The sequence below is a fragment of the Caulobacter sp. GW821-FHT05F04 genome, assembly GCF_059419665.1.
Genome location: NZ_JBWKSF010000002.1, coordinates 662,557 through 681,022, shown reverse-complemented (window position 1 = coordinate 681,022; position 18,466 = coordinate 662,557). Strand labels below are relative to the sequence as shown.

The window sequence follows — 18,466 nt, the reverse complement described above, 5'->3', positions numbered from 1 at the left end:
CCAAGTTCTCTCCACCTTAAGTGGATAGCCCTCAACGCAGAACGCCCGTCCTTTCGCAAACCCCCTCTTGGTTGTTCATCTATTCGAGCGTCACTGATATCGACGTCTTTACTGGACGCTTCGCCCCTGGCGAAACTTTCGGCGGCAGCAAGGATCCCGTTCACCATGGCTCAGACGACCCCGCACGAGAATCTGGCCGGCGACATCAGCGCCTTCTTCGATGTCTCGCTGGACCTGCTGATCATCCGCGACATCAACGGGCGCGTGCTGAAGGCCAGCCGCTCGTGGGAGGCGCAGCTGGGCCACCGCCCAGAAGACATGGAGGGCCGCCCGCTGCTGCGTCTGGTCCATCCCGAGGACATGCCCGGCACCCTGAGCAGCGTCATGGAGGTGGAGAACCGTCGGGACAGCGACACGGTGCTGGGCTTCACCAACCGGTATCGCCACAAGGATGGCCACTACCGGACCCTGGAGTGGCGCGCCCAGCGATTGGGCGATCGCATCTACGGCGTGGCGCGCGACGTGACCGAGCGCGTGGCCGCCGAACGGGCGCTGGTCGAGGCCAAGGCGGCGGCCGAGGCGGCCAACCGCGCCAAGACCGACTTCCTGGCGAATATCAGCCACGAGATCCGCACGCCGCTGAACGGCGTCATCGGCATCGTCGACGCCCTGGCCCGCACGCCGCTGAGCGCCGAGCAGACCGAGATGGTCGGCCTGATCCGCGACTCCGGCGCGACCCTGGAACGGCTGGTCTCCGACTTCCTCGATATCGCCAAGATCGAGGCTCGCCAGATGGAGCTGGAGAATCGCCCCTTCGACCTCGACCAGGCCCTGCGCCCGTGTATCGAGGTCATGCGCCATCGGGCCGAGGAAAAGGGTCTGACCCTGCGGCTGCACGGCCTGGACGCGACGGCCAGGGGAACGGACGGCCGCTATCTCGGCGACGGCACACGGATCGGTCAGGTGATCGGCAACCTGCTGTCCAACGCCGTCAAGTTCACCGAGGCCGGCGAGGTCACCCTGCGCGTCCGCGCGGAGACGGCCGGCGATAAGACCACCCTCACCTTCGAGATCGAGGACACCGGCATCGGCTTCGACGCCGACCACGCCGCCGGCCTGTTCGGCCGCTTCCACCAGGCAGACGCCTCGATCAGCCGCCGGTTCGGCGGCACGGGTCTGGGCCTGTCCATCTGCCGCTCGCTGGTCGAGATGATGGGCGGCGAGATCTCGGCCGCCTCGACCCCCGGGGCCGGCAGCCGCTTCACCGTCGTGCTGGACCTGCCCCATGCGCCGCCCGAGCAGGCCGATGACCCGCGCGACGCCCAGGCCGCGCCGATCGAAAACGAAGACGCCCCGCTGCGGGTGCTGCTGGTCGAGGACCACCCGACCAACCAGCGCGTGGCCCAGCTGATCCTCGCGACCCTGGGCGCCGAGGTGGAGACCGTCAATGACGGACTTGAGGCCATCGACGCCTTCCGGGCCGGGACCTTCGACGTGGTGCTGATGGACGTGCAGATGCCGCGCATGGACGGCCTGGCCGCCACCCGCGCCCTGCGCGCCCTAGAGGCCGAAAGCGGCGCGGCCCGCACGCCGATCATCATGCTGAGCGCCAACGCCCTGACCGCCCACCGCGAACAGACCCTGGAAGCCGGCGCCGACCTGCACGTCGCCAAGCCGATCACGGCGGCGAACCTGCTGGCGGGAATCCGGGCGGCGGTGGGTTAGACTACCGCAGGCTGCTCTTGGCCTTTTCCAGGTCCGCCATGGCCAGCTTCGGCGTGTCCTCGCCGCTGACGGCCTGGCCGCCTTCGGCCAGCATGCGGTCGATGCGGGACTTCTGCGACTTGAACGAGGCCAGCTCCGAACCGGCCAGGATCGTGCCTTGCGGGACCTTGGCGCCGATCGGGTTGACCCGCTGCCCCTTCAGCCAGACCTCGTAGTGCAGGTGCGGGCCCGACGCCAAGCCGGTCGAGCCGACATAGGCGACCACCTGGCCCTGACGGACACGCGAGCCAGCGTGGATGCCGGGCGCGTAGCGCGAGATGTGGCCGTAGCCGGTGTCCCACTGGCCCGCGTGGCGGATGCGCAGCCAGTTGCCGTAGCCGCCCCAGCGCTTGGCCTCCAGCACGACGCCGTCGCCGGCGGCCAGGATCGGGGTGCCGGTTCCGGCCCCGAAATCGACGCCCTGGTGGGCGCGGGTGTAGCCCAGCACGGGGTGCTTGCGCATGCCGAACACCGAGGTGATCCGCGCGCCGTCCACCGGGGTGCGCAGCAGGAAGCCTTTGATGTTCTTGCCCAGCTCGTCGAAGAACTGGCGCTTGCCGTCGCTGTCCTTGCGATCGAAGGCGTAGAATTTCTGGCCCTTGACCTCGGCGTATTCCAGGTCGCCGGCCTCGATCGTGCGGCCGCTCTCGGTGACCTTGCGCTCGAACACCAGGCAGAAGCGGTCGCCCTCGTGGATGTCGCGCGAGAAGTCGATCTTGTGCGAGAACAGCTTGGCCGCCTCGCTGATCACGGCCGGGGTGCCGCCGACATTGGCCACGCTCTCGTAGAACGAGCCGTTCATTTCCCCACAAGCGACTTTCTTCTCGTCCTTCACCTTCTCTTCCAGCTCGCGCAGGCGCAGGGCGCCGTCGAAGGTGCGCGAGACGGTCAGGGTCGAGTTGGGGCTGGTGCGCATGGACAGGCCGATCAGGCGGGCCGGACCACGCTGGCTGCGGCGCTGAGCGACCGCGGCCTCGAAGGCCATGCCGGCCTTGATGTTGACGGTGTCGATGGCGCCCTGAAGGGTGGCGACGACCGCTTGCGCGTCTTCCGGGGCGACGCCTGCGCGCTGCACGGCGCCTTGCAGGGTCTCGCCCGGCCGGACCTTGACGGCGATGTTCTCGGGACGCTCGAAGCCGGGCTGAGCCTCGGCGCTGGCGAAGGCCACGTGCTGCAAGGCGGTGAGGGCGGCCGGATCGAGCGGCGCGCGGACCGCGGTCGGCTGCGCATCGTCGGCGGTCAGTTTCCAGCCCAGCGCCAGGGCGGCCATGCCGGCCACGGCGGTGAAAACCCTCGGCGCCCAGCGCGTGGCGCTGCGTCGCGGATCAAATTCCTGCATCGTGCCCCCGTCGGTTCGATGCCGCGCAAGTCAAAATGACACGGCCGGGTAACCCCCAGCAATCGTCGCGCCGGACCATGCGCGAGGCGTGCTCTCGTCGGCAAGGACTATTCGGCGCTTCGGTCGTTTTGTCACGACTTGGTTAACGGTCGTTAAAGAATGGAGCGCAACCATATGATCCATAAAAGAAAACGCCCACCGTTTCCGGCGGGCGTCTTGGGTACGCGGTACTGTTACGCTTACTGAGTTCGTCCGAGACTAGGCCGCGTTGACCTGCTCGTTCGGGTCGCGCAGCACGTAGCCGCGGCCCCAGACCGTCTCGATGTGGTGCTTGCCGTGGGCCGAAGCCGCCAGCTTCTTGCGCAGCTTGCAGATGAAGACGTCGATGATCTTCAGCTCGGGCTCGTCCATGCCGCCGTACAGGTGGTTCAGGAACATTTCCTTGGTCAGGGTCGTACCCTTGCGCAGGGAGAGCAGCTCGAGCATCTGGTACTCTTTGCCGGTCAGGTGAACGCGGTTGCCGTTCACTTCGACCGTCTTGGCGTCCAGGTTGACGATGATGTCGCCGGTCTTGATGACCGATTGCGCGTGACCCTTCGAACGACGGACCACCGCGTGGATGCGAGCGATCATCTCGTCCTTGTGGAACGGCTTGGTCATGTAGTCGTCGGCGCCGCCCGAGAAGGTCTTGACCTTCGTGTCGATCTCCGACGAACCCGACAGGATCATGATCGGCGTGTTGATCTTCGCGACCCGCAGGGTGCGCAGAACATCGAGGCCGCTCATGTCCGGAAGATTGAGGTCGAGCAGGATCAGATCGTAGTCGTAGATCTTGCCCAGATCGACGCCTTCTTCACCCAGATCCGTCGTATAGACGTTGAAGCCTTCAGACTTCAGCATCAGCTCGATGGTCTGCGCAGTCGCGCTGTCATCCTCGATCAACAGTACGCGCATGAGCCCCTCCACGCCAAATCTGGCGTATTCGAACGTCTTAGGCGGAAGCCCGCCGGAAAACCCTTCGGCCACTCTGCCGGTGAGTTAATTTAAGACTGGTTAATGGTGAATGTTTCCGTTGGTCGAATGGTTAATCTGATTTGCGAATCGGGTGCAAGCCGTGGACGGGACGCTGGACACATTGGTCGCAGGCGCCGCGAGGGCCCTTTCCAAGTCCCTAACTGGGGCGGTCAAATCCCTAAAATCCGTGCGCTCGCAACGATCCAAACAGCGTTATGCGGTTAAGACCCGTCCGACCGGCGTTCGCCTTTGAGGCGAGATTGCGACGTTCCGCCGCGAAAATTTGCACGCCATGCTCACGCCTTGAGTGCGCCCCCGGCGGGAGAAGCCGGGCGAAGGCTCGACGATCGGGGAGGCCCGCGACGCCCTGCCGCAGCCTTTAGAGTGAATTTTCCTCGGCCAGCCAGCCGGCGGCCCGCAGCTTGGCGACCGAAGCGCGACTGACGGGGGCGGTTTCGCCGTCGACGAGCCGCAGACGCAGGTTGCGGCCGTCGCGCTCGACGCCCGCGATCGCCCGCCGGGCCACCCACCACGAGCGATGGGTCTGAAGTCCCTCAACGCCGATGAGGCCCGCCGTCACCCGCGCCAGCGGCCCCATCTCCAGCCGCGAGCCGTGTTCGGTGCGGATCCGGACATAGTGGTCCTCCATCCTCAGATAGAGCACCGCGCCCGGATCGACGGCGGGGATCGCGGCCTCGACGGCGGTAAGAGGCGCGGGCCTCGCCTCCCGCGCCCGGACGCGGAGGAAATAGTAGGCGATGACGATCGGGGTCGTGGTCGCCACGCACTGGCCGTACCACTCCAACGGCGGCACGGCGCGCTCCAGGTGGGGCCAGATGGCGATGGCGGCGGCTCTGGACAGAGGGCCCTGGATCGCGCTGCCGACCAGGACAACGACCGGGATCACCGTCCAGTCCGGCGCGCGCATACGTTCGGCCAGCGCCACGGACACGCGCGTCAGGCAGCCAAACAGCACCATGCCGACCATGATGCTGACGATCCAGTAAGCGATCCGAAGCGCCGGACTGTCATTGAAGAAGCTACCGTACGGCCCCATCAGCCCCAGCAGCAGCCCAACCGCCAGGGCGACGACAAGGTCGACCGCCCATTGACGGGCGGTCCCCAGCAGCGGCGGGTCGGAAGGGCGTATGGCCATGCCCTCCTATAGAGCGACGCTATGCGGGGTCGCCACTCCCTAGGCGACCGCTTCGGCATCCTGGTCGCGGCTCGCTGCGGTCGCATCGACCAGGGCCAGTTTCAAACCCAGCGCGTGGATCACCCGCAAGATCGTGTCGAATCGCGGCGAGGCGCCGTCCTTCAAGGCCTTGTAGAGGCTCTCCCGACCCAACCCAGCCTTCTCGGCGACCTCGGCCATGCCTTTGGAGCGGGCGATCAGGCCGAGGACATGCTGGATATAGTCGGCGTCGCCGGTCTCGAAGGCGTCGGCCAGGAATGCGACGACAGCCTCGGCGTCCGTGATCATCTCGACGGGATCGAAACGGGTAAGCATCACCATTCGAGGCTCCTTGCGATTGCTTTTGCCTTCTCGATATCCCGGCCCTGTGAACTCTTGTCGCCGCCATGGAGCAGCACGATCAGGACATCTCCGCGTTGAACCAGATAGATTCGATAACCAGGTCCGAAGTGAATCCGTAACTCACTAACGCCGTCGCCTACCGGCCGATGATCACCGAGCAGCCCACGGGCCAGGCGGGCCAATCGCACGCCGATGGCCAGCAGGGCTTGCCTGTCCCTCAGGCCAGAAAGCCAAGCCTTGAACTCATCGGTCTCAAGAACCTCGATCATTATCGTATCCATGTAGATACAAAACGCAAGAACGGTCGGCGCGGCGCATTCGTTCACGCTAGAACAATATGAGAACATTGCAGGAGTGACCGCAACTGGCGATATGCGCCCCTCGGCCCATCCGCCCGCCCGCGAACCCGTTCGCCCATTCGCGCAAACGCCCTGGCGAGGCGGGGCTCCGGCCGTCACAGCGACCTCATCGTCATTCGTTGAAGGGCCGCCATGTCGTTCCGTACTTTCCTGTTCGCCGTCCTGCTGACGGCCGCCGCCTCGTCTCAGGCCATCGCCGCCAACGCCGGGTTCATGGTGCTGCACGAGCCCCGCCCCGATGGCCTAGCGCCGGTCGAGGTCGGGGTCTGGTATCCGACCGACGCCACGCCCGCCTTCATGGCCTTGGGCTCCTGGGGCCATACGGTCGCGGCCGGCGCGCCGATCGTCGGCGAGCGCCTGCCGCTGATCGTCATGTCGCACGGCAACGGCGGCTTCTTCGGCGGCCACGCCGACACCGCCCAGGCCCTGGCCGAGGCCGGGTTCGTGGTCGCCGCCCTGACCCACCCGGGCGACAACTACAAGGACCAGAGCCGCGCCACCGCCATGGCCGACCGTCCGGCGGCGCTGTCGGCCCTGATCGGCTGGATGCTGGAAAGCTCACCACTGAAAGCGAAGATCGATCCGGACAAGGTCGGCGCGTTCGGCTTCTCGTCGGGCGGCTTCACGGTGCTGGCGGCGGCCGGCGGCGAGCCGCATCTGTCGCGGATGCCCAGCCACTGCCTGGCCCATCCGAGAAACTTCGACTGCCAGCTGACCGCCGGCCATCCGATCCCGGCCGACGCCCTGACCGCCAGTTGGGTCCACGACGTCCGGATCAAGGCCGTGGTCGCGGCCGCGCCAGCCCTGGGCTTCACGTTCGGCAAGAAGGGCCTGAAGGGGATCAAGGCCCCGATCCAGCTGTGGAAGGCCGCCGACGACGAGATCCTGCCCGGCGACGACTATGCCGAGGCGGTGCATCGCGACCTCGGCCGTCCCCACGACTATCACGTCGTCGAAGGCGCCCGGCACTTCGACTTCCTCACGCCCTGCGACACCGCTCCGCAAGGCGCGAGCCAGGCGCTGTGCGAGAGCGCGCCGGGCTTCAACCGCCGCGCCTTCCACCGGACGTTCAACACGGCGGTCACCCGGTTCTTCACCGACCAATTGGTCGCACCGGCCAAGCCGCTTCCGAAGGGCTGACTTCACACCCGGTTAACCACGATGGCGGAGTCTGCGCGGGTGAGTGTGGCAGCCAAAAGCGCCCGCGGTTTTGGCGCCCGCCACACTCAAAAGAATAGAATCCGAACCTGCCCCAAAAGGGCAGGTTTCGGGCAGGAGCCGTCTTGCGTAGCCTCATCGCCGCCGTCGAACGTATCGATCCGCTGACCATCTATGGGCGCGTGGCGGCCGTGAACGGTCTGCTGATCGAGGTTCGCGGCGGCCTGACCCGACTGACGGTGGGGGCCCGCGTCGAGATCGAGCGCCCCGGTCAGAAGCCCCTTCCGGCCGAGGTGGTCGGCTTCCGCGAGACCCGCGCCCTGCTGATGCCGTTCGGTCCGGTTGAGGGCGTGGGCCCCGGCGCGGAGATCCGCTTCATGCCGGAAGGCGCGGTCGTCCGCCCGACCAAGGCCTGGCTGGGCCGCATCATCAACGCCTTCGGCGAGCCGATCGACGGCCTCGGGCCCCTGCCCCAGGGCGAAGTCCCCTATCCGCTAAAGACCCCACCCCCGCCGGCCCACGCCCGCGGCCGGGTGGGCGAGCGCCTGGACCTTGGCGTGCGCTCGATGAACGTCTTCACCACCACCTGCCGCGGCCAGCGCCTGGGCATCTTCGCCGGTTCGGGCGTCGGCAAGTCGGTGCTGCTGTCGATGCTGGCCAAGGAGGCCACCTGCGACGCCGTCGTCGTCGGCCTGATCGGCGAGCGGGGCCGCGAGGTCCGCGAGTTCGTCGAGGAGACCCTTGGCGAGGAGGGCCTGAAGCGGGCCGTCGTGGTGGTCGCCACCTCGGACGAACCGGCCCTGACTCGCCGTCAGGCCGCCTATATGACCCTGGCGATCAGCGAATATCTGCGCGACCAGGACCAGGAAGTCCTGTGCCTGATGGACTCGGTGACCCGCTTCGCCATGGCCCAGCGCGAGATCGGCCTGGCCGCCGGCGAGCCGCCGACCACCAAGGGCTATACGCCCACCGTCTTCACCGAGCTGCCCAAGCTGCTCGAGCGCGCCGGTCCTGGCCCGATCCGCGCCGACGGCACCACCGCCGCGCCCATAACCGCGCTGTTCACCGTCCTCGTCGACGGCGATGACCACAACGAGCCGATCGCCGACGCCACGCGCGGTATCCTGGACGGCCACATCGTCATGGAGCGGGCCATCGCCGAGCGCGGCCGCTTCCCGGCCATCAACGTGTTGAAGTCGATCAGCCGGACCATGCCGGGCTGCCAGCACCCGCACGAGCGCGAGATCGTCAAGAGCGCGCGCCAGGTGATGTCCGCCTACGCCAACATGGAAGAACTGATCCGCATCGGCGCCTATCGCGCCGGGGCCGACCCCGTGGTCGACCGCGCGATCCGTTTAAATCCCGCGATCGAGGCTTTCCTTAGCCAAGATAAGGAAGAAGCAACGTCTCTGGACGACTCTTTCAGTCATCTGGGGCAGATCCTGGCGAGTGAGTACTGATGACCAAGTGGGCCGCCTCGCTGATCCGCATCTCGAACCACGAGGTCGAGACGCTGCAAAAACGCCTCGCCGACATCACCGAACGCCGCATGGCGGCCGAGCTTCGCATCGCCATGATGGACGCCGAAGCCGAAGCCGAGGCCAAGAGCGCCGAGGGTGACGCCAGCGCCGGCTGGTACATGATCGGCTACCGCGAGGGCCACAAGCGCCGCAAGGCCGACATGCTGGTCCAGATCGAGCAGTGCCGGCAGGAAGAGATCGGCGCCCGCGACGCCCTCTCCGAGGCCTTCGAGAACCTCAAGAAGTACGAGCACGTCGCCGAACAGGCCAAGATCCTGGCCGCCAAGAAGCTGGGCGCCTACGAAGCCGCCCAGATGGACGAAGTGAGCATCCGCCGCGCCGCCATGGGCGTCCGTTAAGCGCGATCCGCGAAAGTGGGGACGGCTTTGCGATGAGATCGCGCTTCAACCAAGATTCAGCGATGCGGCTGACCCGCCGCTCAGCGATCGCCTCGGCGCTGGCTCTCTCGGCCTGCGGTCAGGGGGCCAAGAGCCAGCCGGCCACCAGTACGCCGCTGAAGTCGATCGCCTCGACGCCCGTCGGCGCCTGCGTGCAGCACGCTTTTCTCCAGGACCCGGCTTACGCCGAGCTCTTCGCTCGGAATTACGCCCAGCTCACGCCCGAGTGGGAGATGAAGATGGAGTACATCCTCCAGGATGACGGGCGTTTCCGCTTCGACCGGCCCGACGCCATCGCCGAGTTCGCGCGGCGCAACGGCATAAGGCTCTATGGCACCACCCTGGTCTGGTACGATCAGGCCATGCCCGCCTTCCTGAAGCTGGACGGCCAGGGCAAGCGGTTCGCCGACGCCTATCGCAACTACATCCTGGCCGTCGCCGGGCGTTATCGCGGCCAGGCCGTGGGCTGGGACGTGGTCAACGAGACGGTGGCCGACAACGGCGTGGACCTGCGCCAGTCGATCTGGACGCGCAACCTCGGCGTCGACGAGCACATGGTCCTGGCCTTCCATCACGCCAAGGAAGCCGACCCGAACGCGGTGTTGTTCATCAACGACTACCATCTCGAGAACAACCCGACCAAGCGCGCGACCTTCATGCGCACGGTCGAGCGCCTGCTGAAGGCCGGCGCGCCGATCGGCGGCATCGGCACTCAAAGCCACCTGGATCTCGACTTTACGCGACCGGGCCTGTGCCGCACGGCCGTGCGCGAGCTGGCCGGTTTCGGCCTGCCGATCCACGTCTCCGAGCTGGACATCTCGCTGGGCGAAAAGCCGGACTTCTCGCGTCTGCCCGACCTTCGGAAGCGCCAGGCCGACCTGACCCGCGAGTTGGCCGGAGCCTATATGGACCTGCCTCGGGAGCAGCGCTTCGCCTTCACCGTCTGGGGCCTGCGCGACAGCGACACCTGGCTGCACGGCCCGTCGGGCCAGCGCCCGACCGACCAGCCCCTCCCCTTCGACGCCGCGGGACGGCCCAAGCCGATGTTCCAGGCCCTGGCGGAAACGCTTTCGCGGTAAAGGACATTTCCGCGAAAACGTCGTTCTACGTACACCAAATCTCAAGCGGCCCGCGACAAGGTGACCGCATGAAACTGATCCACGCCCTCCAGGACATGGACAGCGACCAGTCGCTGTCGGCGCGCTTCCGCCGAGCCCGCGCCGCGCGCGTGGTGACCCTGATCGAGAAGACCTTCGCCGAGCGGGGCCAGTGCCGCATCGCCGACCTCGGGGGCGAGCCGACCTATTGGAACATCCTGTTCGACCGGACATTCCTGGAAGCGAACAAGGTCCATATCAGCCTGTTCAACCCTCAGCCATTCACGGTGGACGATCCGCTGTTCACGGCCGCCGTGGGCGACGCCTGCGACATGCACGAGCACGCCGATCTGAGCTTCGACCTCGTCCACTCCAACTCGGTTGTCGAGCATGTGGGCGACTGGGTGCGGATGGAGGCCTTCGCCAGGGAAAGCCGGCGCCTGGCGCCGCGCTACTACGTCCAGACGCCGTATTTCTGGTTCCCGATCGAGCCGCACTTCTCCAGCCCGTTCTTCCATTGGCGCTCGGAGCAGACGCGGGCCAGGCTGCTGATGAAGCGGCCGCATGGCTTTTCGGAAAAGGCGCCCGACATCGGCGCGGCCATGCGCGACGTCCAGCACGCGCGCCTGCTGGACAAGGCGCAATTCAAGTTCCTCTACCCCGACGCGCGACATGTCGACGAGACGTTCGTCGGCCTGACCAAGTCGCTGATCGCGATCCGCGACTAGGGCATCGCCACGATGTGGGGCTTCGCCAGCGTCAAGGACACGCAAGCCAGCGCCAGGACGGCGGCTCTGCTCTGCGCCTATGCGGCGGCCATGGCCTACAGCCTGTTCCTCGCCAGCTTCCTGCGCAACGTGCCGACGCTCTGGACGGCCAACGCGGTGGCGATCGCGGCCCTCATGGTGCTGCCGCGCCGCCAGGCGATCGACTTCCTGATCGCCTCCACGCTGGTGCACATCGGGCTGGAGCTGGCGCTGGGCGTGCCCTGGCGCTTCGTGGCGATCGTCTCGGTGCTGGACGCGCCCCAGACCATCGCCATCGCGGCCCTGATGCGGGCGATGCGCGTGCCCTCCAGGGTCCGCGACGCGCGCGGCCTGCTGATGGTGATCGCCTCCGCCTCGATCCTGACCGCCATCGGCTCGGCCCTGGTCAACGGCCTGCTGATGGCCAGCCGGGCCCGGCCGTTCTTCCAAAATTGGAGCGAGTGGACCGCCTCGAACGTTCTGGGCGCGGCCATCGCCCTGCCCGTCGTCCTGATCCTGATGGATCGCCGCCATCGCGAAGGCTTCAAGGTCCGGCCGCTGGAAGGCGTCGCGACCCAGTTCCTGGTCGTCGCGACCTCGGCCGTCATCTTCGCCATCGACGGCGAGTACAGGGTGATGCTGTTCGCCCCGGTCCTGCTGGCCGCCTTCCGAGGCGGACCGCGCGCCGTGGCGATCGCGGTGACCGGCTCGATGGCCGTGGCGATCCCAGCCGTGCTCTTTAGGACCGGCGCGGACATCAATGCGGCGCTGGGCCCGCTGCGACACGCCCTGATCTTTCACATCGTGCTCTACGCCGTCGGCCTGGTCTCGGCCCTGGCCCTGGGGCGCCAAGCCCGCCTTCAGGCCCTGCTGGTCCGCCGGACCGCCGTCGCTCGCGCCGCCAAGGCCAAGGCCCAGGCCGCCAACCGCGCCAAGTCCGACTTCGTGGCCACCATCAGCCACGAGATCCGCACGCCGCTGAACAGCATCCTGGGCTTCGCCGCGCTGGTGGCCGACGATCCCACCCTGTCGGTCGAGAACCGTCGCCGCCTGGACCTGGTCAGCCGCGCCGGCCGCTCCCTGGCCGAGATCGTCGGCGACCTGCTGGACTTCGCCAAGGTCGAGGCCGGCCGCCTGGACCTGACCCTGACGCCCGTCTCGCCCGCCGCCCTGCTGCGCGACGCCGTGGACATCATCGCCCCCGAGGCGGCCGCCAAGGGCCTTTATCTGCGGGCGATGTTCGAGGGCGATGTCGACGCGCCCGTGGCCCTCGACGAAACCCGCCTGCGCCAAGTGCTGTTGAACCTCCTGGCCAACGCCGTGAAATTCACGCGCGAAGGCGGCGTGGTCGCCCGCCTGACCGCCGGCCCCGCCCCCGGCGCTCTTCGCTTCGAGATCACCGACACCGGCATCGGCATCGCCCCCGAGGTTCAGGCCAGGCTCTTCCAGCGCTTCTCCCAGGCCGATAGTTCGATCAGCCGCAGCTATGGCGGCACGGGCCTGGGCTTGGCGATCAGCAAGGCCCTGGTCAGCGCCATGGACGGCGAGATCGGCGTCGAGAGCCAGTTGAACCATGGCGCCCGCTTCTGGATCACCCTGACCGCCGGTCCCTGCGGCCCCGCCGCCCAGGCGGCTGGCTGCTGCACCACGCCGGAGGCCGCGCCCGCGCGCGCCGCGCGCGTGCTGCTGGTCGACGACCATCCGATGAACCGCGAACTGGGCATGGCCCTGCTGACCCTGGCCGGCTGCGAGGTGACCACCGCCGGCGACGGCGCCCAGGCGCTGGAGGCGGTCACGGCCGGCGGCTTCGACCTCGTCCTGATGGACGTGCACATGCCAGGGATGGACGGCCTGACCGCCACGCGCGCCATCCGCGCCCTGCCCGGCCCGGCGGCCGGTGTCCCGATCATCGCGCTCAGCGCCGATGTCCTGCCCGAGCAGATCGCCCGCTGCCACGCCGCCGGCATGAACGGCCACGTGCCCAAGCCGATCCGCCGCGAGGAGCTGTTCGCGGCCGTCGCCCGGGCGCTGGAAGGCCGGTCAGAGACCGCCGACCACGCCGAGCGGGGCGACGTCAGAGCGCCTGGGTTTCATCGCCTCGTCTCATCCACGGCCCCGTCCGTCGCCAACGCCGAGACGGGCGCGCCGGCCGCGTTCAACCCGTAACCGTCACGCTCGCCAAGGTTACGCGAGGTTCGGGGTAGTCCAGCTCAAGGTTAAATCGGCTTCATGACGGTCTTGTAAGTTGAGACTTGCCGGCTCCACCCGTACATCGCGCGGCCTCGGCGCATAACGCCGATCAATGAACAGCAAAAGGCGAGCTTAAATCACGCGCGCGGCAGTTGTCGCGCGCCACGGGATCGGCCGCGCCTCCACCAAGGGAAACGAAATGATCCATCATCTGTCCGTCGCCGCCGCCGATCCTCAAGGCGTGGGCCAGTTCTTCGCCGACATCATGGGTGGCGTCGTCGTCGACTTCCCGCCCAACCCTGGCAGTTGCATGGTGTTCAAGGCCGACGGCCATGGCACCGCCATCGAGATCTATCCCGCCGGCAGCGTCATGGTCCCCAACGGAGAGCCGGGCGCGATCTTCCTGCGCCAGCCCGAGGCCTTCGGCCGCTCGCCCACCCACTTCGCGCTGAGCATCGACCTGCCCCAGGACGAGGCTCTGGCCCGCGCCAAGGCCAAGGGCTGGGACGCCTTCGTCTGCGATCGCGGCGGCCACTTCCGCGTGATCGAGGTGTGGATCGAGAACACCTGGCTGGTCGAGCTGCTGCCGCCGACCTTCGCCGCCGAATATCTCGGCTTCGCCCGTGCGGTGACCGAGCAGGCCGACCCAAACAAGGTCCTCAACGACCACCAGCCCCAGGCGCGAACCCTCGAAAACGCCTGACAGGCTGCTCCCCCGCGATGCGGGGGAGAACGAAAAACGCCCCGGCCTTCGCGACCGGGGCGTCTTTTGTTTTCGGGCCGAGCCGGACTCCTACGAGTCCAGGAAGCTCCGCAGCTTCCGCGACCGCGAGGGGTGCTTGAGCTTGCGCAGGGCCTTGGCCTCGATCTGGCGGATGCGTTCGCGGGTGACCGAGAACTGCTGGCCGACTTCTTCCAGGGTGTGGTCGGTGTTCATGCCGATGCCGAAGCGCATGCGCAGCACGCGCTCTTCACGCGGGGTCAGCGAGGCCAGCACGCGGGTGGTGGTTTCCCGCAGGTTGCTCTGGATGGCCGCGTCGATCGGCAGGATGGCGTTCTTGTCCTCGATGAAGTCGCCCAGGTGGCTGTCTTCCTCGTCGCCGATCGGCGTTTCGAGCGAGATCGGCTCCTTGGCGATCTTCAGGACCTTGCGGACCTTTTCCAGCGGCATGGCCAGCTTTTCGGCCAGCTCTTCCGGAGTCGGCTCGCGGCCGATCTCGTGCAGCATCTGGCGGCTGGTGCGGACGATCTTGTTGATCGTCTCGATCATGTGGACCGGGATGCGGATGGTCCGCGCCTGGTCGGCGATCGAGCGGGTGATGGCCTGACGGATCCACCAGGTGGCGTAGGTCGAGAACTTGTAGCCGCGGCGATATTCGAACTTATCGACGGCCTTCATCAGGCCGATATTGCCTTCCTGGATCAGGTCCAGGAACTGCAGGCCGCGGTTGGTGTACTTCTTGGCGATCGAGATCACGAGGCGAAGGTTGGCTTCGACCATTTCCTTCTTGGCCTGGCGGGCTTCGCGTTCGCCCTTCTGGACCGTCTGGACGATGCGGCGATAGTCGTCGATCGGCACGCCGGTCTCGGTGGCCAGGGCGGCGATCTCGCCCCGGATGTCGAGGACCGACTGGCTGTCGTTCTCGACGAACTTGGTCCAGCGCACGCCCATGGCCTTGACCTGATCCGACCAGGTCGGGTTCAGCTCCGAGCCGAAATAGGCCTTGAGGAACTCGCCGCGGCTGATGCCGTAGCTGTCGGCCAGGCGCAGCAGGCGGCCTTCCAGGCCGATCAGACGCTTGTTGATCGCATAGAGCTGCTCGACCAAGGCCTCGATGCGGTTGTTGTTCAGTTTCAGCGTCTTCAGGTGCTGGATGATCGTCTGCGACAGGCCTTCGTAAGCCTTGCGATCGGCGTCGGTCAGGTCCTCGCCCTTCAGGCGGCTGCCGACCAGCTTGTCCTGCAGCTTGCGGAAGCTTTCGAACTCGCTGGCGATGGCGTCCAGGATGGCCATGACGCCTTCGCGCAGCTCGCCTTCCATGGCGCTGACGGTCGGGCCGGCGCCGTCGTCGAAATCGTCGTCGTCGTCGCCTTCGCCCTCGGGCTTGGGTTCAGCGCCGGCTTCCTGGTCGACGGGCTCGGCCGGTTCGGCTTCTTCCTCGTCCGCGGCCGGTTGGGCGGCGACGCCGTTGATGGCGGCGTAGGTGCCTTCCAGGTCGATGACCTCACGCAGCAGGATGCGGCCCGTGCCCAGTTCCTCGCGCCACACCATGATGGCTTCGAAGGTCAGGGCCGACTCGCACAGGCCGCGGATCATGGTGTCGCGGCCGGCCTCGATGCGCTTGGCGATGGCGATTTCGCCCTCGCGCGACAGCAGCTCGACCGAACCCATCTCGCGCAGATACATGCGCACGGGGTCGTCGGTGCGGTCGTAGGCGGCCGGCTTCTCGCTGGTGATGACCGTGGTGTTCTCGTCGCGCGTGGCGACTTCGCCGCCTTCCGAGCCCTCGGCGTCTTCTTCGGCCTCGACCACGTTGACGCCCATCTCGCTCAGCATGGCGAGGGTGTCTTCGATGGCGTCGGGGCTGACTTCCTCGGACGGCAGCACCTTGTTCAGCTCGTCCATCGTGACGTAGCCGCGGGCCTTGGCCTGCTTGATGAACTTCTTTACGCCGGCGTCGGTCAGGTCGAGCAGAGGGCCGTCACCGCCGTTGGTTTCGGGCGCTTCCGTCTCGGCCGAGGAATTGTTGCTCATCAAGCTCTCCGAAATCGACACCGCCGTCGTGCAAGAGCGGCGCCGAAAAAATCCGTATCGAAAAGGAGTCGCCTGCCCGTCGCGCGCTTCCCCCAATAGGTCAGGGTTCTGAGTCAGCGCTTTCCCAAGGATCACGTTCCCGTCAGAATTCGCCAAGCGCGTCCGGATACGCCATGTACAAGCGCTCCGCGAGAGACCCGGCGGAGACCATACGGCGTGGACGCGGCCTGACGCTTTCCCTGATCGGGTCGGCGACCGCTGGGGACCTGGGGCCGCGGCGAGGGTGACATCCTGTTTCGATGAGGGCGCGCGCAACGGCGGCCCGAGCGATGTCAATCAGCTGCTTGGCAAATCCTTGAGTCGGCAAATGGCTTTGGGTGACGCCGGTGTCAAGATGGGATGGCCTTGCAACTGCAAACATTTGCGCCCGCCCGTCCCCATCCGGGACGGGTGGAGACTAGTGCAGGACCTGCGAGACCATCTCGGGATCGGTCCATCCGCCGCTGTCGATCAGGCGCTTGACCGCGTCCCTTTCGGTCTTCAGGCGCAGCAGGGTCTGGAAGTCGCTGTCATCGACGAGATCGATCTTGGCGTCGTCGACCGCGCGCTCCAGGGCTGTCAGGCGGATCAAAAGGTCGAAGGCCTGCGACCAGAGGACGCGGATGGCTTCTTCCGGGTTCTGGGCGGCGCTTTGGGCGACATCCAGCGCCTTGACGCCGGCGGCCGACCGCTCCAGCAGCGCCAGGACCCCGGCGTCGTAGCCGATCGAGGCCAGGCGGCCGCGCACCATGCCGGTCTCGACGTGGTCGACCTCCATGCGCAGGTTCACAAGCTCGTGGGCAATGCCGTCCAGGCGCGCGTCGCCCAGGCCCTGGTTCATCAAGACCTCGATGCGGTCGTCGACGACCTTGGGATCGCGGATGGCGGCGATCAGCAGAGCGGCCGAGAACGGCTTGGGGGCATGCTGCAAGGCCTGGGCGGCCGCGCGCCCCTCGGCCGTGGAGCCCTCGATCCGGGGCTTGCCGAACTTGCGGGGCGTGTTGTCCCAGCGTTGGCGCGACAGCTGCCGGCCCGCGTCGCTGGCGTCGGTCTTGACCCGTCGCGCCGCCCGCATCTCGTCGAGGCGATCCAGCAGCTCCTCTTTATAGGCGTGCGCCAGGTCCTTGTCGGCGATGGTCGCCGCCAGGGTGCGCAGGCGGACCTTGAGGTTGGTGCGCTGCTCGGGGGTGTCGAAGGGTTCGACGTCGCGCTCGCGCTCGAACAGGGCCTGGACGAAGGGCTTGGTGTCGCTGAGCTGGGCCTTCAGCGCCGCCGGCCCCTGATCGCGCAATATGTCGTCGGGATCCTTGCCGCCGACCGGCATGGAGAACAGGAACGAGCGGCCGGGCTTCAGCAGCGGCAGGGCGCGGTCGATGGCGCGGTGGGCGGCGCGCTGGCCGGCCTTGTCGCCGTCGAAGCAGAGGGTGGGCGTCGGATGCAGGCGCCACAGCCCCTCCATCTGCTCCTCGGTCAGGGCCGTGCCCATGGCCGCCACGGCCGGCACGCCGGCGCGCTGGCAGGCGATGACGTCCATATAGCCCTCGACCACCACCATGGGCGGCTTGCCCCCGCCGCTCTGGCCGTCGTGCAGGATCTTGCGGGCCTCGAACAGGCCGTACAGCACCCGCCCCTTGTGGAAGAGTTCCGTCTCGGGACCGTTCAGGTATTTGGCGCGGGCGTTGGGATCCATGGCCCGGCCGCCGAACGACACGACCTTCCCCCGGCTGTCGGTGATCGGAAAGATGATCCGGTCGCGGAAGCGGTCATAGGGTTGGCCGCCGTCCTCGGGCGAGATCAGCACCCCGGCGTCGACGAGATCGCCCGGCTTGGCGCCCTTGGCGACCAGGTAGTCCTTCAGCCCCGTGCGGTTGTTGGGCGCGAAGCCGATGCGGAAGCGGCTCCACTCGGTCTCGGGCAGGCCGCGCTTTTCCAGGTAAGCGCGGGCGGCCTGGCCCACCGGGCGGCGCAGCTCGGCCTCGAACCAGGCGGTGGCCAGCTCCATCCAGTCGCCCAAGGACGAGCGCTTCTGCTCCTCGCGGGCCGCGTGCGGATCGACGGCGGGCAGGCTCATGCCGGCCTCGGCCGCCAGCCGCTCGACGGCTTCCGCGAAGGTCAGCCGCTCGGTCTCCTGCAGGAAGCTGATGATGTCGCCGTGCTTGCCGCTGGAGAAGCAGTGATAGAAGCCCTTCTCGTCATTGACGAAGAACGACGGGCTCTTCTCCTTGGTGAACGGCGACAGCCCCGCGTATTCGCGCCCCTGCCGGCGCAGCTTCACCGTCTTGCCGACGACGTCGGACGGGCGAAGGCGGGACTTCAGTTCTTCGAGGAAGCGGTCGTCGAAACGCATTGAGGCTGGGGGCCGATCGGTGAACGCGCATCATAGTGAAGCGCGGCGGCGCAGATATCGGACGTAGGTCCTTCGCCCACAAGTTTGGCGAGTCTGTGGATATCTCAAGCTCGGCCTTAGGAACATCGACTCCGCCCTCTTCGTTTTGAAGGTCGGGGCGCTTCGACGCGCCCACCGCTTCCAAGCCCGCCACGGAGAAGACC

General features: G+C 67.2%; 15 protein-coding genes. 8 read left to right on the top strand and 7 right to left on the bottom strand.

The window, feature by feature from the left end; all coding sequences use genetic code 11:
• Window positions 1-165 precede the first annotated feature (165 nt).
• Window positions 166-1,725, top strand: a complete 1,560-nt coding sequence (locus tag AC07R7_RS07585) for an ATP-binding protein (RefSeq protein ID WP_494634699.1) — start codon at window positions 166-168, stop codon at window positions 1,723-1,725.
• A gap of 1 nt (window position 1,726) precedes the next feature.
• Here AC07R7_RS07585 and AC07R7_RS07580 read toward each other — a convergent pair whose 3' ends face one another.
• From AC07R7_RS07580 to AC07R7_RS07560, 5 genes are all read right to left on the bottom strand, one after another.
• Window positions 1,727-3,103: a M23 family metallopeptidase gene (locus AC07R7_RS07580; RefSeq protein WP_492886145.1), complete on the bottom strand. Its 1,377-nt coding sequence runs from the start codon at window positions 3,101-3,103 to the stop codon at window positions 1,727-1,729.
• A 258-nt stretch (window positions 3,104-3,361) separates the two neighbouring features.
• The gene (gene ctrA, locus AC07R7_RS07575) at window positions 3,362-4,057 is read right to left on the bottom strand and encodes a response regulator transcription factor CtrA (RefSeq protein ID WP_492837090.1); all 696 of its coding nucleotides are present in this window, start codon (window positions 4,055-4,057) and stop codon (window positions 3,362-3,364) included.
• Window positions 4,058-4,496: 439 nt separating this feature from the next.
• On the bottom strand, window positions 4,497-5,273 hold the full coding sequence (locus AC07R7_RS07570) for a LytTR family DNA-binding domain-containing protein (protein ID WP_494634698.1): 777 nt from the start codon (window positions 5,271-5,273) through the stop codon (window positions 4,497-4,499).
• A 39-nt stretch (window positions 5,274-5,312) separates the two neighbouring features.
• The gene (locus tag AC07R7_RS07565) at window positions 5,313-5,633 is read right to left on the bottom strand and encodes an addiction module antidote protein (protein ID WP_494634697.1); all 321 of its coding nucleotides are present in this window, start codon (window positions 5,631-5,633) and stop codon (window positions 5,313-5,315) included.
• Complete coding sequence (locus tag AC07R7_RS07560; protein WP_492837093.1) at window positions 5,627-5,923, bottom strand: type II toxin-antitoxin system RelE/ParE family toxin; 297 nt, start codon at window positions 5,921-5,923, stop codon at window positions 5,627-5,629. The genes AC07R7_RS07565 and AC07R7_RS07560 overlap by 7 nt, the downstream gene beginning before the upstream one ends.
• Before the next feature lie 222 nt (window positions 5,924-6,145).
• Between AC07R7_RS07560 and AC07R7_RS07555 the strand changes: the two genes are divergently transcribed.
• From AC07R7_RS07555 to AC07R7_RS07525, 7 genes are all read left to right on the top strand, one after another.
• Entirely contained in the window at window positions 6,146-7,153 is a 1,008-nt protein-coding gene (locus AC07R7_RS07555) for an alpha/beta hydrolase family protein (RefSeq protein ID WP_494634696.1), read from the top strand.
• Between the two features lie 143 nt (window positions 7,154-7,296).
• Window positions 7,297-8,631 carry a flagellar protein export ATPase FliI gene (fliI, locus tag AC07R7_RS07550; RefSeq protein WP_492837095.1) on the top strand — a complete coding sequence of 445 codons (1,335 nt, stop codon included), beginning with the start codon at window positions 7,297-7,299 and terminating at the stop codon, window positions 8,629-8,631.
• Window positions 8,631-9,050 (top strand): flagellar export protein FliJ, encoded by a 420-nt coding sequence (locus AC07R7_RS07545; protein ID WP_492837096.1) that lies wholly within the window; start codon window positions 8,631-8,633, stop codon window positions 9,048-9,050. The genes fliI and AC07R7_RS07545 overlap by 1 nt, the downstream gene beginning before the upstream one ends.
• Window positions 9,051-9,112: 62 nt before the next feature.
• Window positions 9,113-10,168 carry an endo-1,4-beta-xylanase gene (locus AC07R7_RS07540; RefSeq protein ID WP_494634695.1) on the top strand — a complete coding sequence of 352 codons (1,056 nt, stop codon included), beginning with the start codon at window positions 9,113-9,115 and terminating at the stop codon, window positions 10,166-10,168.
• 68 nt (window positions 10,169-10,236) lie between these two features.
• Window positions 10,237-10,914: a class I SAM-dependent methyltransferase gene (locus AC07R7_RS07535; RefSeq protein WP_494634694.1), complete on the top strand. Its 678-nt coding sequence runs from the start codon at window positions 10,237-10,239 to the stop codon at window positions 10,912-10,914.
• Between the two features lie 12 nt (window positions 10,915-10,926).
• Window positions 10,927-13,098, top strand: coding sequence for a hybrid sensor histidine kinase/response regulator (locus AC07R7_RS07530; RefSeq protein ID WP_494634693.1), 2,172 nt, complete (start codon window positions 10,927-10,929; stop codon window positions 13,096-13,098).
• A gap of 223 nt (window positions 13,099-13,321) precedes the next feature.
• Complete coding sequence (locus AC07R7_RS07525) at window positions 13,322-13,825, top strand: VOC family protein (RefSeq protein WP_494634692.1); 504 nt, start codon at window positions 13,322-13,324, stop codon at window positions 13,823-13,825.
• Window positions 13,826-13,915: 90 nt separating this feature from the next.
• Here AC07R7_RS07525 and rpoD read toward each other — a convergent pair whose 3' ends face one another.
• Window positions 13,916-15,877 carry an RNA polymerase sigma factor RpoD gene (gene rpoD, locus AC07R7_RS07520; RefSeq protein ID WP_492837100.1) on the bottom strand — a complete coding sequence of 654 codons (1,962 nt, stop codon included), beginning with the start codon at window positions 15,875-15,877 and terminating at the stop codon, window positions 13,916-13,918.
• Window positions 15,878-16,334: 457 nt separating this feature from the next.
• Entirely contained in the window at window positions 16,335-18,263 is a 1,929-nt protein-coding gene (gene dnaG / locus AC07R7_RS07515) for a DNA primase (RefSeq protein WP_494634691.1), read from the bottom strand.
• Window positions 18,264-18,466: the final 203 nt, after the last annotated feature.

Coding starts and splice junctions, on each gene's coding strand:
- AC07R7_RS07585 (WP_494634699.1), top strand. CDS start 166: ATGGCTCAGACGACCCCGCACGAGAATCTGGCCGGCGACATCAGCGCC.
- AC07R7_RS07580 (WP_492886145.1), bottom strand. CDS start 3,103: ATGCAGGAATTTGATCCGCGACGCAGCGCCACGCGCTGGGCGCCGAGG.
- ctrA (WP_492837090.1), bottom strand. CDS start 4,057: ATGCGCGTACTGTTGATCGAGGATGACAGCGCGACTGCGCAGACCATC.
- AC07R7_RS07570 (WP_494634698.1), bottom strand. CDS start 5,273: ATGGCCATACGCCCTTCCGACCCGCCGCTGCTGGGGACCGCCCGTCAA.
- AC07R7_RS07565 (WP_494634697.1), bottom strand. CDS start 5,633: ATGGTGATGCTTACCCGTTTCGATCCCGTCGAGATGATCACGGACGCC.
- AC07R7_RS07560 (WP_492837093.1), bottom strand. CDS start 5,923: ATGATCGAGGTTCTTGAGACCGATGAGTTCAAGGCTTGGCTTTCTGGC.
- AC07R7_RS07555 (WP_494634696.1), top strand. CDS start 6,146: ATGTCGTTCCGTACTTTCCTGTTCGCCGTCCTGCTGACGGCCGCCGCC.
- AC07R7_RS07545 (WP_492837096.1), top strand. CDS start 8,631: ATGACCAAGTGGGCCGCCTCGCTGATCCGCATCTCGAACCACGAGGTC.
- AC07R7_RS07540 (WP_494634695.1), top strand. CDS start 9,113: ATGCGGCTGACCCGCCGCTCAGCGATCGCCTCGGCGCTGGCTCTCTCG.
- AC07R7_RS07535 (WP_494634694.1), top strand. CDS start 10,237: ATGAAACTGATCCACGCCCTCCAGGACATGGACAGCGACCAGTCGCTG.
- AC07R7_RS07530 (WP_494634693.1), top strand. CDS start 10,927: ATGTGGGGCTTCGCCAGCGTCAAGGACACGCAAGCCAGCGCCAGGACG.
- AC07R7_RS07525 (WP_494634692.1), top strand. CDS start 13,322: ATGATCCATCATCTGTCCGTCGCCGCCGCCGATCCTCAAGGCGTGGGC.
- rpoD (WP_492837100.1), bottom strand. CDS start 15,877: ATGAGCAACAATTCCTCGGCCGAGACGGAAGCGCCCGAAACCAACGGC.
- dnaG (WP_494634691.1), bottom strand. CDS start 18,263: ATGCGTTTCGACGACCGCTTCCTCGAAGAACTGAAGTCCCGCCTTCGC.